Genomic DNA, 17,206 nt, shown 5'->3' with positions numbered 1-17,206 from the left:
GCCAAGGATGGACCTGTGAGGCTGGCCGCCGCGTCGCCCTGTCGACGACGGCAGCAGCAGCGCTCCCGTCAGTCGAGCGGCTGTTTTTTGGATTTCGAAGCGCCTGCGCATGCACCGGCGGCCACCGGGCGCGCAAGCCAGCGCGGCGCAAGGCGGTCGGTGGGGGCGGAGCAGGGCATGCCGGCCATTCTAGGGGCCCGGCGCGAATTGCAGCTGCCCGAGCGCGCCTTCGATGGCCAGGCAGCCGGCATATCCCGGGGGTACGTCCAGCGTGCACAAGCTCCAGCGCCGTATACCGGTTGCGTCGGTGGTGCAGGCCTCCCAGCGCGAAGCGCCAGGCTCCGCGGCGGAGTCGAAGGACGGCAGGTCATCCACCAGCCCATCGCCCGTGGCCTTGATCAGCGCCTCCTTGCCCGTCCACAACGCAAAGAAGGCGTCCGGCCCGCCAGCTTCCAGCACCCGCCGTTCGCGCGGCGAAAAGTGCGACGCGGCGATCTCCCGCCATTCGGGCACCGGGCGCACCTGTTCGATGTCCACGCCGACCGCTTGCCCGTCTGTTACCGCGATCACGCTGTAGTCGCCACTGTGCGACAGGTTGAACTCGATCCGGCTGCGGTGACAGGCGGCCAGCGCCGGCTTGCCATGGTGGCCGCTGGTGAAGGCGACTTCGCTCGCTGGAATGCCCAGCAGCCCGCCCAGGACCATGCGCAGGGTGGCGCGCGAAGCGAGCGCCGCCTGGCGCAAGGCGGCCGTGGCCTTGGCGTTCACCTTCTGCATCTCTGCGTTCATCAGCAAGGCCGTGTGAAGCGGCTCGCAGCCCGCCTGGGAGGGCAGGTGCACCAGCCACAGCTGCACGTCGCCCGGAGCCGGCAGTGTGCAGCGCCGCGCCAGCGCGGCAGGGTCATCGAAGGGGCGGTGGAGGCGGCTGTGGTCCATCGGGAGGGCACGATGGCGTTCGCCACCGCGCCAGCGCCGATTGTCCGTCCCACCGGACCGGGCGGTGTGCAGGCCGGGTGTGCACTGCTAAGCTCGCGCCGCACAAAAAAGCGAGCGAGGGGCAGCGGTGAGCGGACGGCAAGGTGGCAAGGGTGGACGTTGGGTTCGCGCCCTCGCAGGAGTGTTGGTGCTGGGCGCGGCCGCGCTGGGTGCCGTGTGGTCGCAGCGCGACCGTGTGCCGATGGCCTGGCAGATGCCTTTGCGCGCACTCATCCACGGCTTCGAGATCGACCACGCGGTGCGCATCCCCATGCCGGACGGCACCGTGCTGGCCGCCAGCCTGTACCGGCCGCGCCATGCGACGAAGCCGCTGGCCACCGTGCTGGTGCGCACGCCCTACAACCGGCTGGCCCAGCACGAGGCGCTCTATGCGGGCGATTTCTTCGCCACCCACGGCTATGCCGTCCTCGTGCAGGACGTGCGCGGCAAGTACGGCTCCGGTGGCGAGTTCGCGCCGTGGGAGCAGGCCACCGCCGATGGCGCCGCCACGCTGGACTGGATCACGCGGCAGCCCTGGTCCAACGGCAAGGTGGGGACCTTCGGTTGCTCGGCGCTGGGCGAGCTGCAGTACGCGCTGGCGCGGGCAAGGCACCCGGCGCATGCGGCGATGATCCCTCTGGGCGCCGGGGGTGCCCTGGGTTCGGCGATGGGACGGCACGAGTACTTCGGTGTCTTCGAAGGCGGGGTGTTCCAGCTGGCCACCGGCTTCGGCTGGTTCCTGGAGAACGGCGCACGCGATCGCGGCCAGGCGCGCGCGAACGGCGTGGACATCGCCGCCGCGCTGCGCACCCTGCCGGTGAGCCAGGCGATCTCCCGGGTGCAGCCGGGTCGCAATGCGATGGACGACTTCCTCGGCCTGCCGCTGGGCGCCGCTGGATGGGACCGCCTGAACTATGTCGCGCAGGGCGACCGCATCGACACACCCGCGCTGGTGATCAATACCTGGGGCGACCAGACGGTCGATGCCACGCTGCAGCTGGCCGAGTTCGCGCGCCGGCAGGCGCCACCGGGCGCGGCGCCGGAACAGCATGTGGTGATCGCCGCGGGCAACCACTGCAAGCATGTCGACGTGATGGAAGAACGGCGCTTCGGCGAGCTGGAGGTGCCCCACAGCGACCGGCCCTACCAGGACTGGTATCTGCAATGGTTCGACCAGAAGCTGCGCGGACGCGGCCAGGGGCTGGCCGGCCTGCCGGCCTACCAGTTCTATGTGGTGGGCGAGGACCGCTGGCTGTCCTCGGGCACCTGGCCGCCGGAAGGTACGCGCCTGGAACGCTGGCATCTGTCCAGCGGCGGGCGGGCCAACGGGCGTGGTGGGGACGGCGTGCTGTCGCTGCTGCGGCCGGCGCAGGGCCCGGCCGCAGCGGCCTCCGACAGCTACCGCCACGACCCGGCCTCGCCCGTGCCCTCGCGCGGCGGGCCGGTGTGCTGCACCGGCAACCCACATGACCTGGCCGGCCCGGTGGACCAGGCCGAGGTGGAAAAACGCGACGATGTGCTGGTCTATACCTCGGCGCCGCTGGATCGGCCGCTGCGCCTGGCCGGCCCGCTGAAGGCAAGGCTCACGGTGTCGTCCACCGCGCCCGACACCGATTTCGTGGTGCGGCTGGTGCATGTGTGGCCCGATGGCCGGGCCACCAATATCCAGGAGGGTGCGCTGAGGGCGCGCTACCGCGACGGCATCGACCGGCCGCAGCTCATGCAGCCCGGCCAGCCGTATGCGGTGACGGTGCTGATGCGCTCCATGGCCTACCGCCTGCCGGCCGGCCATCGGCTGCGGCTGCACGTGGCCAGCAGCAGCTTCCCGCGGCTGGAGCGCAACCTCAACACTGGGGGTCGCAACCACAACGAGTCCACCGGCGTGGTGGCGCGCAACACGGTGCACCACGGGCCGAATGATGTGGCCTATGTGGAGCTGCCGGTGCTCGACGACCCGGTGCCCGCCCGCTAGCGCCTATGCGGTGCCGTGGCGCGGCAGCACCCGCGCGTGCAGCCACTGGAGCGTGGAGTCGATGAAGGCCTGCTGTGCCGGCGCGCGGGTGAGCAGGTGGTCGGCGTCTTCCAGCATGTCGAAGGCGACCCGGTCGACGAAGCCGCAGCGGCCGAAGCTGTCGCGGAACTGCCCGCGGTAGTTGAACCACACCGGCTCGCCACCGGAGTACATGAACATCAGCTCCATGCCGCGGTCCACCAGGCGGCGCACGCGGCCGGCGAACTCCGGCTTGGCCGGTGCGGTGGACACCACGACGGCCTCGGTTGTTTCGCCTGCTGCCGCCGAGCCGCGCTGCAGCAGGCCAGCCAGGCGCTGCCCCAGCTTCTGCAGCATCGCGCGCGGCCCTGCCCGGCGCACGCGATAGAGCAGGCTGCGCAGGCGCGACTGCAGCGTGGGGTAGGCGTACAGGTCCCACAACAGCGCCGCGCGCAGCCGGGTGTCTTCCAGGCCCACCAGGTGCGCCACCTCGGCACCGGAGCAGAAGCCGACCATCAGGAAGCGGTCGCAGCCGAACTGGGCCTGTGCCGTGTCCATCGCCGCGCGCGTATCGGCCACCCACTGCTGCACCGCCGGAAGCGATCCGCTGGCGCGCCGGCTGTCGCCCAGGCCGCTCATGTCAAAGCGAATCGAGGGGATGCCCAGCGCGGCAAAGCGGCGTGCCAGGTGCACGTTCATGCGATGCGGGCCGCTGCGCGGAATGACGCCGGAATTGGTGAGCACCGCCACCATGGGTGGCGGCTGCGAGCCGGCCGGTGTGGTGAGGGTGGCCACCAGATGCCGGTCGGCACCCAGGACGATGGTGTGCTCGATCATCGACGGGGCAGGGCGGCCAGCAGCAGGTTCAACAGGTCGGGCGGCACGATCGCCGTGCCCTGCGCCTGGCTGGAATGCCAGTCGATGCGGTGTTCAACGATGTGCTGCATGAAGTGAGGGTCGTCGTTCGGGCAGTCGGCCAGCAGCGGCCGCTGGTCGGCATGGATGGCGCAGGTGACGCGCATGCCGCGGCGCAAGGCCGGCGCGGCCGACAGCTTCAGGCCGTTGAGGTCCTGCGCCAAGCGCCCACCCATATGGAAGCCGAGCACGTCGCCCGGCACGGCGGGCTCGCTCACCTTGCCCAGCCGCAGCAGCCGGCCCCAGGGCAGGCCGAATTCGCGCGCCAGCTCGGCGCGGTGCGATGCCAGCAGCGCCTGCACATAGGCGCGGCCGTCCAGCACCGGCTCCCAGAGCAGCAGGTGCTGCGGCGGATGGCGGGTGCGAAGGGCCGCCTTCAAGGCCAGCGTGGCCCCCAGTCCCATGCCGAACCAGAACGCCGGCATGCCGGGCTCCGGCGCCAGCTCGGCGTGTGCGGCCAGGGTGTCGTCCACCCAGCCGTCGAGATGCTGGTCGGCTTCTTCGCCGGGCGAATCGCCGGTGCCGTGGTGATCAAACCGCAGCACGTCGCAACCTTCGCGCGACAGCCGGTCGGACACCACGCGAAAGATGGTCGCCGTGCGGGTGGCCTCCTGGCCGAGCGGGCGGCACAGCAGCACGCGGGCACGGCGGGCGCCGGCGGCGGCCTGGTGCACGCCCACCACGCCGCGGGCCGGGGCGCCGAAACGTCGGATGGAGAGGTCCATGGCGCGTGGGTCAGCCGCCTTGCACCAGCCGGGCCAAGCGCCGCATCACGCCGGACCGCTTCGGCGGCTCGGTCGTGGCAGCGGCGGCCGGGGTCGCGGGCGCGTCGTAGGCCGCGGCCAGCTGCGACAGCGTCTCGATGACGTAGCGGCGCGGGCTCACCTGCTTGCCGATGCGCTGCTCCAGCCGGGCGACGGCCTGCATCGCCAGCAGCGAGGTGCCGCCCAGCTCGAAGAAGTTGTCGCCGGCATGCACCTCCTGCAGGCCCAGCAGCTCGCGCCACACCTCGGCCAGCGCCTGTTCGGTGGGCGTGAGCGCCGGGGCTTGCGGCGCGCTTGCGCCGGCCGGGCGCTGGCGCGGCCGCCTGAGGGCGGGCTCACCGTCGACCAGCATCTGCAACAGTCCGTCGGTGCGCCAGCGGGCCACCAGGGGCAGTGACGCGGCCGCACCGTCCGACACGCACTGCAAGGCGCCAGGCACACCGGGCGGCATCAATGCGCCCGAATCGTCCACCACCCGCAGAACGCCGGGCAGCAGCGGCCGGCCCGCCAGCCCGCTGTCGCGCGCCGATGACAGCACGCCGGCTGCCACGGGCACGTCGACCAGGGTCGGCCGGCAATGGCCGATCACCGTAGCATCCGCCTGCAGCAGCGCCTGCACCAGCTGGGGGGTCGATTCGGTGGCCTCCAGCCACGCCACCAGTGGCAGCGATGCGTTGCCCGCCGCATCCAGCAGCCCGGTCCAGGCGGAGGCGTCCAGGCGCAGCATGGCGATCGGCTCGTCGCGCACGCGCCGGGCGAGCGCTTCGGGCTGTTGTGCCAGCGCGGCGGGTGCGAACTGCAGCTGTGCGCCGGCGGCCAGCGCCATCACCGCCTGCACCAGCGCCATGCCGTGGGCACCGTCGTCGATGCACAGCACCCGGTCGCCGGCCAGCAGCCGCACGTCGCGCGACAGCGCGCCGCACAGTGCGGCCAGCGCGCGCCGGTCCACCGGCAGCGCGGGCAAGGCCGGGTCCGACGTGGTGTCGGTCGACGGCCCGGCGGACGGCGCCGCGACGGTGAGCGAACCCGCCGGGTCCGCGCCCACCACCACCTCGACGCCGCGCTTGTGCAACGCGGCTGCCGGTGTCCCGGCGTCGATGAAGACGCACTTTGCGCCAGCGCGCAGCAGCGCCAGCGCGGCCACGATGCGGGCGATGGGATCCGCCATCGCCACGGCGGCCAGGGTACCGGCCGGCACCGCCGGGCCCAGCTGCGCCTGCGCCCGGGCCAGGCGGACACCGAGCTCCCGATAGCTCAGGCTCGCGCCTCCAGCCTGCAGCGCCACATGGTCCGGCTCGGCCTCGATGCGGGTTGCGATCGTGTCCAGCGGGTCCACGGCAGCCACCACGGCCAGCGCATCGCCACGGGACCAGCCGTCCACCAGGACCTGTTCTTCCGGACGGATGGCGAGCAGCCGGCGCACCGGCTGCGTGGGGTCGCGCACCAGGTCGGCCAGCATCGCCAGCAGGCGGTCGCGCAGGGCCGCGGCGGTGGCCGGCAGCAGCAGGTCGGCGTTGTACTGCACGCCGCCTTCGATGCCGCCGGGCACCTCCACCATCCACAGGTTCACATCCTCGGTGGCGCCCTTTTGCAGCAGCGGAATGCGTTCGTGGGCAAGTGGGCCCCAGCCGGTGGGGCGGGCGCGTGCGTCCTGGAACGAGTACATCACCTGGTAGAGCGTGGAACGGCCGGGCTGGCCGCTGTCCAGCTCCTGGGCCAGCAGCTCGAAGGGCGCGTCCTGGCTGGCGAAGCCATCCACCATGGTCTTGCGCACGGAGCGAATCCAGTCGAGGCAACTAGCCTCGGTGTCCACCGCCAGCCGGATGGGCAGCATGTTGTTGAAGAAGCCCATCACGCCCTCGAGCTCGGCCGCGCTGCGCCCGCGCACCGGCATGCCGATGGCGGGGCAGGGGTCGCGCAGCCACTGGGACATCAAGGCGGCATAGACCGACAGCACCACGATGCTCAGGGTGCTGCCGGTCTGCATGGCGATCTCGCGCACCTGCTCCACCTGCTCGGTGCGCAGGTGCATCCATTCGGTGGCACCGCGTCCCTGGCCTGCCAGCTCGCGCGGGAAGTCGCCGGCCAGCGGACGCGGCATCGCGCCCTTGGCGTACTGCGACTTCCAGTACGCCACCTGGTCCTTCAGCTCGTCGCTTTGCAGCCACTCGTTGTGCCAGGCGGCGAAGTCGCCATAGGTCACGGGCAGCGGCGGCAGGCCGGGCGCGCGTCCGGCGAGGTAGCTGTCGTACAGCGCGGAGATCTCCTGGTACAGCACGTCGAACGACCAGCCATCCCAGATGACGTGGTGCGTCATGAAGAACAGCGCGTGTTCATCGTCGGCCAGCCGGAACAGGCGTGCGCGGAACAGCGGCCCTTCGGAGAGGGTGAAGGTCTGGGCCGTCAGCGACTCCAGGCGCTGCATCAGCACCGCCTCGCGCTCGGCTGGCGGCAGCGCGCCCAGGTCTTCCAGCGGCAGCAGGCTCGTGCTGACGTCGTCGTCCACACGCTGCACCCAGCCGCCGCCTTCGCGAACGATGGAAGTGCGCAATGCGGGCTGGCGGCGGACCATTTCGGTGAAGGCCTTGTCGAAGGCCACCACATCCATGGTGCCCTTCAGGCGGTGGGCCGACGGCGCGTTGTAGACCACGCGGCCCGGCTGCATTTCCTCGATGAAGCGCACACGCTCCTGCATCAAGGTGAGTGGCGCGACGCGCTGGTCGGCGCGGTGGACGATGGGCGCACGCACCGGTGCGCCGCGGCCGCCGCCACGCTGCGCCTCGATGGCGGCCGCCAGCCGGGCCACGGTGGGCGCCTCGAACAGCGACCGCAGCGTGAGCGTGGTGCCCAGCTGCTTGTTCAACTGCGCGATCACGCGCGCCGCCAGCAGCGAATGGCCGCCCATCGCGAAGAAATCGTCGTCGATGCCCAGCGCCTTCACCTTCAGCATGCCGCGCATCACCTCCGCCAGCGTGGCTTCGAGCTCGTTGCGCGGCGCGGCGGCGCCAGTGGTCGGTGCGGGGTCGTTGGGCGCGGGCAGGGCCTTGCGGTTGATCTTGCCGTTGGGCAGCAGCGGCATTTCCGCCAACTGCACATAGTGCTGCGGCAGCATGTATTCCGGCAGGCTGGCGGCCAGGTGCGCCTTCAGCGAAACGGCGTCCGGCCAGCCGCCTCGGGCGACGCCATAGGCCACCAGGCGCACGTCGCCACCGCCGAAGTCGCGCGCCACCACCACGCAGTGCGCGACCTGCGGATGCTTGAGCAAGGTGGCTTCGATCTCGCCCAGCTCGATGCGGTTGCCGCGGATCTTCACCTGGTCGTCGGCGCGCCCCAGGTATTCGATCGCGCCGTCGTCCAGCCAACGCCCCACGTCGCCCGTCTTGTACATGCGCCCGCCCGGGTTGAACGGGTCGGGCAGGAAGCGCTCGCGCGTCAGGTCCGGCCGGGACACGTAGCCCATGCCCACCTGCACGCCGCCGATGTAGAGCTCACCCTCCTGGCCCACCGGCAGCAGCTCCAGCTGCTCGCCGAGCACGTACATGCGCGTGTTGGCGATGGGGCGGCCGATGGGCACGATGCGGCGCGGGTCGCCCGGCACGCAGTTCCAGCAGGTGACGTCCACCGCGGCTTCGGTGGGGCCGTAGAGGTTGCCCAGGCGCGCATGCGGCAGCACCTCGAAGAAGCGGTCCACCGCATCCAGCGGCAGCGCCTCGCCGGAGCACAGCACCTGCCGCACCGAGCGGCATTGTTCGCCGCGCGGCTCTTCCAGGAACAGCCGCAGCATCGACGGCACGAAGTGCAGCACGGTCACCGCTTCGTCGGCGATCAGCTGCGCCAGGTAGCCGGCGTCCTTGTGGCCATCGGGGCGCGCCACCACGATGGTGGCGCCGGTCATCAGCGGCCAGAAGAACTCCCACACCGACACGTCGAAGCTGTAGGGCGTCTTCTGGATCACGCGGTCCTCGGGCGTGAGGCGGTATTCCTGCTGCATCCACTGCAGCCGGTTCACGATGCCCTTGTGCGCGTTCATCGCGCCCTTGGGCCGCCCGGTGGAGCCGGAGGTGAAGATCACGTAGGCCGGGTCCTCGGGCGAACCGACCAGGCCCGACGTCGTGGGGCCGGACAGCAGCGCTGCGTCCATCATCACCCGATGGGCGGTGGCCGGGAACGCCGTGCCGGCGCGTGCACATTCGGCTTCGCGTGTGACCACCACCTGCAGCCGTGCGTCTTCGCACATGTGGGCCACGCGCTCGCGCGGGTAGGCCGGGTCCACCGGCACATAGGCGCCGCCGCTGTAGACCACGCCGACCAGCGCCGCCACGAGCTCCACGCTGCGGTCCAGGCACACGCCGACCAGGTCGCCCGGCTTCACGCCGAGACCCCGCAGCCGGTGGGCCAACGCCCATGCCATGCGGTCGAGCTCGGCATAGGTGACGGCGCGGCCCTCGAAGCGCACCGCGATGGCGTCAGGTTGGCGCTGCACCGTGCGTGCGATGAGGTCACCCAGCCTCAGCCCCGTTTCGTAGGGCGTTTCGGTGGCGTTCCAGCGCGCCAGGCGTTCCAGGTCGTGGGCCGGCAGGGGACCGGCTTGGGCGGCCGGTGCAGGAGCCGGCGCAGGTGCGGGCACGGGCACAGGTATGGGAAGTGCGGGCGCGGCGGCAGCAACGGCCGGGACTTGTGCAACCACCTCATCCAGCACTGCCTGCAGCTGCCGCACCAGCTCGCCGGCGCGTTCGGCGCTGAAGAACTCCGTGCTGTGGTGCAGGTCCAGGCTCAAGCCGTCGGGCAGCTCGTAGAAGTTGAAGATCACCTCGCTCAGCAGCCCGAGCTTGCGGCCCTCGTGCACTCGGGCGTGAAGCGGTTCGAAGCCGCGCACGTCCAGGCGCGGGTTCAGGTTGAAGAACACGCCGGTCAGCGGCGGGCGGTTGCCCGCGCTGGGCAGGCCGAGCGCGCGCGCCACGCTGCCTTGCGTGGCCAGCGGCTGCTCCAGCGCGTCCATCAGCTGTTCGCGGGCAAAGGCCAGCACCGAGGGGAACGCTTCTCCCGCCCGGGCGCGCAGGCGCAGCGGAAGGTCCAGCACGCCGTCGGCCACGAGAGGGCCATGACGCTGCAGGCTCTGGCTGGCGTAGGGGATGCTGATGACGAAGTCCTCGCGCTGCGTCAGCCGCTGCACCATCTGCGACACGGCGGCCAGCAGCACCTGGAACAAGGTGGACTTGTGCTGCCGTGCAGTGCGCTGCAGGCCGGCCAGCACGTGGGCGTCGAAGCGTGCGCGCACCGTGTCGCCGGCATAGCGCCGCACCGCCGGCGGCTGGCGGTCGCCCAGCGCCAGGGGGGCGGGCGGGTTGGCCAGCACGCGTGTCCAGTGCGCCAGTGCGGCCTGGCCCTGCGGCCCTTCGGCGCGGGCCCACTCGTCGGCGCCGAACTGCAGCGGCGACTCTGCCGGCGGCCAGTGGGGCGCCAGGCCGATGCTGCGGGCGCGATACGCCTCGGCCAGGTCGGCCAGGAAGACCGGTGTGGCCCAGCCGTCGAAGATGAGGTGGCTGGTCACCAGGTGCACCACGCAGCGGCCGTCGGACAGCTGCAGCAGGCTGGCGCGGGCCAGTGGCGCCTGGTCAAGCGGGAAGTCGGTGAGGCTGGCGTCGTCGCAGAAGCGCGCCAGTGCGGCGTCGGCGTCCGCCTCGTGGCGCAGGTCCACCGGATGCACCCGCAGCGGCGTGCGTTCGGCCAGCCGCTGGCGCGGTTCGTCACTGTCGAAGCACACCCGGAAGGCCTCATGGCGCGCCAGCACGTCGGCCAAGGCCTGCGTCAACGCCGCAGTGTCGACCGGCCCGCTCAACGACAGGCACAGCGACTCGTTCAGCGCCCGGCGTGCGTTGGCATCGAAGCTCGCGGCCAGCCAGCGCTCGGTCTGCCCTGGCGTGAGCGGCGCCTCCGACAGCCCCGGCCGCTGGCGGCCGCCCGACGGCGGCGGTGTGCCCTCGCGGGCGGCGATGAAACCCAGCGCCATCAGCTCGTCGAGCGCCTCGGTGAAGACCTGGAAGATGCGGTCGAGCTCGGCCTCGCCCATCGCCTCGGTCACGAAGTGGCCGAACTGCTCGTACAGGTGCAGCCCGTGGAAGCGGCACAGGTAGTAGAAGAGGCTGACGTACTTCTGGCCGTCGTCCCAGGACAGGCGCCACAGCGAGCTGCAGTGCACCGCCTTCACCGGCGCGCCACGCACTGCGAACGCGGTGTTCAGCCGGTCGATCAGACTCTGCGTGCGGGCATTGAGCACGCGGTACAGCTCGCGCCCGCCGCGCTTCAGGTGCAGCAGCGATGCCCGTGCGGCAACCAGCGCCAACGGATGGCGCACGAAGGTGCCGGCGAAGTAGGTGACGCCGGCTTCGGGGTACGAGTCGTCGCCGTACTGCCAATGTCCGCCGTCCAGTGCATCCAGCCAGCGCGAGCTGCCGCCGATGGCGGCGAAGGGCAGGCCGCCGCCGATGATCTTGCCGTAGGTGGCCAGGTCGGCGCGCACGCCGTAGAACTCCTGTGCACCGCCGGGTGCGACGCGGAAACCGGTGACCACCTCGTCGAAGATCAGCGCGCAGCCGGCCTCGTCGGCAATGCGGCGCAGCGACTGCACGAACTCGCGCGGCTGCACCGTGGGGTACTTGTTCTGGATCGGCTCGGTCATGATCGCCGCCAGCTCGTGGCCGCGCTCGCGCAGCACACGCAAGGAGTCCTCGCTGTTCCAGTCGAGCACCAGCACGTTCTCCACCGCGTTGGCCAGGATGCCCGGTGCGGCCGAGAGCGAGCGCAGCTGCTTGGTGCCGCGCACGATCACTTCGTCGAAGATGCCGTGGTACGAGTTGGTGAAGATGGCGATCGTCTTGCGGCCGGTGACGGTGCGGGCGATGCGCATCGCACCCATCACCGCCTCCGAGCCGGTGTTGCAGAACGCCACCCGCTCCATGCCGGTGAACTCGGAAATCAGCTGCGCCACCTCGGCAGCCATCGGGTGCTGGGGCCCCACCTCGATGCCGCGCTGCAACTGCTCCACCATCGCGTTGACCAGCTCGTCGGGCTGGTAGCCCAGCAGGTTGGCGCCGAAACAGGACAGCAGGTCGATGTATTCGTTGCCGTCCAGGTCCCACAGCCGCGCGCCCTTGGAGCGGTCGGCCACGATCGGGTAGACCAGGTCCTTCCACAGCGGGTTGAAGCCGGTGACCACGCGCGGGTCGGCCATCACCTTGCGGTGCTGCTGGCTGAAGCGCTTGGACTGGCCGGAACGGGCGTTGTAGCGGGCGACGAAGTCGTCGAGCCAGCGGCGCTGCTCGGGCGTGAAGTCCTGCTGCGTGTCCAGCGTGATGCGGGCGGAGGCGCCGAATGGCTTGTCCACCAGCGCCTTGATGCCCGGCTGTGCGGGGTCCGCCGGCGTTGCAGCGGCTGGTGTGGGCGCGGCAGCCGCCACGGCCGGCGTGGCCGCCGCACCAGCGACCGTGGCCGGGACCGGCAAAGCGGCGACGGCCGGACGGCCTGACAACAGGGCCAGCTGCTGGGACATGACGCTCAGTTGCTGCTGCACCAGCTGGTGCAGCGGGTCGCCGCTGTGCAGCGCCGGGGCTTGAAGCGCCGGGGCCACGGCTGGCAGGCCACTTGGCGACAGCGTGCCGGCGGCCGTTGCGACGGCGGCTGGAGCCGGCTCGGGTGCCGATGCCGGTGCCGGTGCCGCCGGTGCGAACCGGTCCACCGGCAGTTCCGCATCCAGGAAGGCGGCCAGCCGGTCGATGGTGTCCAGGTCTTCCATCAGCCGGCGAAAGCGCAGCTTGATGCCGAACACCCGGTCCAGCTCCAGCGCCGCCTGCGTCATCGACAGCGAGTCCAGGCCCTGGTCGACGAAGGTCGCGTCGCCTTGGATATCTTCCGGGGCGACGCCGGACACGTCGCCCAGCAGGCGCTGGAGTTCCTGGGCCAGGCGGGGAAGTCGGCTCATGGCGGGTGCAACCTCGGGTGCTCGTGCAGCCGCAGGCAGGGACGCGTGCGGCGCGGCCGCGACATGGGCCGCGGCGGTGGTGGAAATGCGGCGCGCGAACCAGTGGCGTTCGCGCTGGAAGGGGTAGGTCGGCAGCGGCACGCGGCGGGCGCTGGCGGCCACCGGCCAGGCCAGCGACACGCCGGCACACCACAGCGCGCCCACCGCGTCCACGGCGTGCAGGGCGGCGTCGCCCGGGGTGTTGGCAGCGCCCAGCAGCGGCACGATGGTGGGCACCGTGTTGCGCGCCGTGCGGTGCTGGCGCAGCAGCGCGGTCAGCGCCTGGCCGGGACCGACTTCGACGAACACGGTGTCACGCGAGCCGGCCAGCTCGGCCTGCACGGCAGCGCTGAACCGGACCGGCGCACGCACCTGGCGCGCCCAGTAGGCCGGGTCGGTGGCCTCGTGCGGCTGCAAGGGCGCACCCGACACGCAGGAGTACACCGGCAGCCGCGGCGGTTGCAGGCGCGCGCGTGCCACGGCCGCCTGGATGCGCGGCAGGGCGGCGTCCATGGCGGCGCTGTGGAAGGCGTGCGACACCTTCAGCCGGGTGGTGCCCAGCTCGTCGGCTTCCAACGCCTGGGCGAAGGCGTCGATGGCCGCTTGCGGGCCGGCCACCACGGTGAGCTGCGGCGCGTTGAGGCTGGCGATCTCCACGCCGGGCGGCAACCGCTTCGCCACCACGTCCGCGCCGGCGCGCACAGCCAGCATGGCGCCCGGTGCTTGCTCGAACATGGCCTGGCCGCGCGCCACCACCATCACCATGGCGTCTTCCAGCGACATCACGTCGGCGCGGCAAGCGGCGGCGAGCTCGCCGATGCTGTGGCCGATGAAGGCGTCCGGCCGCACCCCCAGGCTGTCGAGCCAGGCGGCCAGTGCATACGACATGCTGAACAGCGCTGGTTGTGCATGCCGCGTCTGGGCGAGCAGGGCGGCCGCTTCCGCATCGCCAGGGTCGGCGGTCACCAGCCAGCCGTGCAGGTCGGCCGGCAGCAGGGGCTGCGCGATGGCCAGGCAGCGATCCAGCGCCTCACGGAAGGCAGGTGCCTGCTCGTACAGGCCACGCGCCATGCCGGGATGCTGCGACCCCTGGCCGGGGAACAGGAACACCAGCCGCGGCTGGCTCGCTGCCGCCGTGGCCGTCCTGGCCCCGCGCAGCGCTTTCACCGCGCCGGCAACATCGCGCGCCGCGACGGCCAGCCGGTGCGCCATGGGCGTGCGCCCGCGCATCAGGGTGGCGGCCACGTCGGCCAGTGCCAGATGCGGATGGGACTCCAGGTGCTCGGCCAGTTCGCGGGCCCGCTGCAGCGCTGCGGGCGCCGACTTGGCGGACAGCGGCAGCAGCCACGGGTGCTGGCCGTCCTGCGCCGGCTGCGTGGCCGGTACCGGCGCTTCCTCCAGCACCGCATGCGCGTTGGTGCCACCCACACCGAAGGAGCTGACGGCGGCCAGGCGTGGCACCGCCGTGCGCGGCCAGGCGGTGTTGCTGCCCAGCACCTGGAACGGCGTGGCCGTGAAGTCGATCTGCGGGTTGGGCCTGCGGTAGTGCAGCGTGGCCGGGATGACGCCGCGGTGCAGCGACAGCGCCGCCTTGATGAGCCCCAGCACGCCGGCTGCGGCCACCGTGTGGCCGAGGTTGCCCTTCAGTGACCCGAGGCGGCAGAACTGCGTGTCGGCAGTGTCTTCACGCCAGGCCCGGGTAAGGGCCGCCACTTCGATCGGGTCGCCCAGCGCGGTGCCGGTGCCGTGCGCCTCCACATAACCGATCTGTCGGGCGGTGACCCCCGCATGGTCCAGCGCCATGCGGATGGCCCCGGCCTGGCCGCTCACGCTGGGCGCGGTGAAGCTGGCCTTGTCGGCGCCGTCGTTGTTGACGCCGACGCCGCGGATCACCGCATAGATGGTGTCGCCGTCGGCTTGCGCGTCTTCCAGGCGCTTGAGCACCACCACCGCGCCACCGCTGCCGAACACGGTGCCGCTGGCGTCGGCATCGAAGGGCCGGCAGTGGCCGTCGGCCGATTCCATGCCGCCCTCGACATGCAGGTAGCCGCCTTCCTGCGGCACCAGCACGGTGGTGCCGCCGGCCAGGGCCACGTCGCACTGCCCGCTGGCCAGGGCATGCCAGGCCTGCGCCACGGCCACCAGGCCGGTGGAGCAGGCGGTGTGCACGCTGACGGCTGGGCCGTTCAGGTTGAGGCGGTGGGCCACCCGGGTGGCGGCATAGTCCTTCTCACTGGCCAGCATGGTGGCGAACTCGCCCGCCTGCTGCACCAGCTCGGGCTGCTCCCGGCGCAGGGCGGCCACGTAGCTGTTGTTCGCCGTGCCGGCATAGACGCCGATGCGCTGCGCACCCCGCGTGGGGTCGATGCCGGCATGCTCCAGCGCCGTCCAGCTCAGCTCCAGCAGCAGGCGCTGCTGCGGATCGATCAGGGTGGCGTCGCGGGCGGACAGGCCGAAAAACGAAGCGTCGAAATCGGCCGCCCCCTGCAACACGCCACGCGCCGGCACGAAGTTGGGGCGGCTGCGCACCTCCTGGGGCACGTCGGGATCGAGCTCATGCGGTGCGAAGTGCCGAATGCCTTCGCGGCCGGCCAGCAGGTCGTTCCAGAAGGCGGCGACGTCCGGCGCATCCGCCGTGCGCGTGGCCATGCCCACGATCGCGATGCCGGCGGTGGTGCTGCCCGCCGGACCTGCCTGCCGCGGCTGCGGGCCGCGCCGCGCAGAGGCGCCCGTCAGCACACCCGCGATGCCCGCCACGGTGGGGCGGTCGTACACGTCCGCCACGCCGACCGACGTGATGCCCTGCTCCTTGAGCCGGGCGACGAAGCGCAGCACCAGCAAGGAGCGGGCACCCAGGTCGAACAGGTTGTGCTCGTCGGTGAAGTCGTTTTGGCCGAGCAGGTCCTGCCACAGCGAGCGCACCAGCAGAAGCGGGTCGGCGCCTGCCTGGACCGCCTCCACCTGCGGCAGCGGCAGGCCGCGCCGGTCGATCTTGCCGCTGGGCGTGGTGGGCAGGCGGTCCAGCACCACGTAGCGCACCGGAACCATGTACTCCGGCATGCGCTCGCGCAAGTGGCTGCGCAGCAGCGCGGGCAGGGCGGGCGCGGCCGGCGAGCGCAACACCAGGTGGGCCACCAGCTGCCGGCCGATGCCGGGCAGCTCGGGCGCGGTGACCACCGCCTCCTTGACCGCCTCGTGCGCCATGAGCGCAAGTTCGATCTCGCCCGGCTCGATACGAAAGCCATCGACTTTCAGCTGCTGGTCCGCGCGGCCCAGGTAGCTGCACACGCCGTCGGCCGCGCGGCGCACCAGGTCGCCGCTCACGTACCAGCGGCCGGGCAGGCCGGGCAAATCGTCGCGGAAGCGCTCGGCCGTCAACTCGGGCCGGCCCAGGTAGCCGTGCGCGAGCGTGTCACCGCCGAGCAGCAGTTCGCCGGTGGTGTCGGCCGCGGCGCGGGGCAGCAACTGCCCGCTGTCCGCGTCCCGGATGGCCAGCCGCACATGCGGCAACGGCGCGCCAATCGGCGGGATCTCGGGCCAGTGGGACGCATCGCCGCGCAGTTCGTGGGCGGTGACCACATGCGACTCGGTCGGGCCGTAGTGGTTGTGCAGTTCGGCGCCGGGCAGCCGCAGGAACATCGAGCGGATCGCCGGCGTGATCTGCAGCTGCTCCCCGGCGCTCACCACGTCGCGCAAGGACGCAGGCACCGCTTCGCGCGATGCGTCAGCCACCATCTGCAGTGCGACGTAGGGCACGAAGATGCGCTCGATGCGGTGCGCCACCAGCGCGGCATGCAGCTGCGCGGGGTCACGCCGTTGCGCCTCCGGCAGCAGCACTAGGGTGCCGCCACAGGCCAGCGTGGAAAAGATTTCCTGCGCATGAACGTCGAAGGAGAGCGGGGCGAACTGCAGCGTGCGGGCCGCCTGCCCCAGGCGGGGATGCGCCGCATGCCAGGCGATCAGGTGGCGCAGCGGCATGGCACCCATCGCCACGCCCTTGGGCCGGCCGGTGGAGCCGGAAGTGAACAGCACGTAGGTGAGGTCGTCCTCGGCGCCGTGCAGCCTGTCGCCGCGCGGCCCCGGCGCCTGCAGCGTGGCCACCGGGCCCACCAGGCCGGTCAGGGTGGCCAGCGCATCGGCATCTCCGAGCACCGCGCGGGGCTTCGCGTCGTCCAGCATCGCGGCCAGGCGCTCGGCCGGGTAAGCCAGGTCCAGCGGCACGTACGCGACGCCGGCGTCCACGGCCGCCAGGATGGCGATGATGGTGGAAGCGCTGCGGGCGGCCGCGATGGCCACGCGGTCACCGGCGCCGATGCCGGCCTCGCGCAAGGCCCGTGACAGGGCCAGCACCTGCTGCTCCAACTGGGCATGGTCCAGGCGCGCGTCGGGCGCCTCGATCGCCGGCTGGTGTGCAAAGGCGGCGGCCGCTTGGCGCAGCCAGTGCCGAAGCGGCGGTGGGGTGGATGCCTGGCTGCCCGGCTCGGGCAACGCCGTCGCGTTCGACATGGCATCTCCTCCTTCGTTGTGCCACCTCCCCCGATGAGG

At 71.9% G+C, this 17,206-nt stretch carries 5 protein-coding genes; 1 reads left to right on the top strand and 4 read right to left on the bottom strand.

The window, feature by feature from the left end; genetic code table 11:
- Nucleotides 1-189 precede the first annotated feature (189 nt).
- Nucleotides 190-936 carry a 4'-phosphopantetheinyl transferase family protein gene (locus VPH43_RS20760; RefSeq protein ID WP_328579663.1) on the bottom strand — a complete coding sequence of 249 codons (747 nt, stop codon included), beginning with the start codon at nt 934-936 and terminating at the stop codon, nt 190-192.
- A gap of 187 nt (nt 937-1,123) precedes the next feature.
- On the opposite strand from VPH43_RS20760, the gene VPH43_RS20755 reads away from it, so the two are divergent.
- Nucleotides 1,124-2,947 carry a CocE/NonD family hydrolase gene (locus tag VPH43_RS20755; protein ID WP_328579662.1) on the top strand — a complete coding sequence of 608 codons (1,824 nt, stop codon included), beginning with the start codon at nt 1,124-1,126 and terminating at the stop codon, nt 2,945-2,947.
- Nucleotides 2,948-2,950: 3 nt separating this feature from the next.
- Here the strand turns inward: VPH43_RS20755 and VPH43_RS20750 are convergent, their stop codons facing one another.
- From VPH43_RS20750 to VPH43_RS20740, 3 genes are read right to left on the bottom strand one after another with little or no spacing between them, the layout of a single operon-like run.
- On the bottom strand, nt 2,951-3,802 hold the full coding sequence (locus VPH43_RS20750; RefSeq protein WP_328579661.1) for a serine aminopeptidase domain-containing protein: 852 nt from the start codon (nt 3,800-3,802) through the stop codon (nt 2,951-2,953).
- Complete coding sequence (locus VPH43_RS20745) at nt 3,799-4,605, bottom strand: serine aminopeptidase domain-containing protein (RefSeq protein ID WP_328579660.1); 807 nt, start codon at nt 4,603-4,605, stop codon at nt 3,799-3,801. Before VPH43_RS20745 ends, VPH43_RS20750 begins: the two co-directional genes overlap by 4 nt.
- A gap of 10 nt (nt 4,606-4,615) precedes the next feature.
- Nucleotides 4,616-17,167 (bottom strand): non-ribosomal peptide synthetase/type I polyketide synthase, encoded by a 12,552-nt coding sequence (locus VPH43_RS20740; RefSeq protein ID WP_328579659.1) that lies wholly within the window; start codon nt 17,165-17,167, stop codon nt 4,616-4,618.
- Between the last annotated feature and the right edge of the window lie 39 nt (nt 17,168-17,206).

The sequence above is a fragment of the Ideonella sp. BN130291 genome (assembly GCF_036231905.1).
Lineage (GTDB): Bacteria > Pseudomonadota > Gammaproteobacteria > Burkholderiales > Burkholderiaceae_C > CAMLIZ01.
This window is presented reverse-complemented; position numbering and strand designations above follow the sequence as displayed.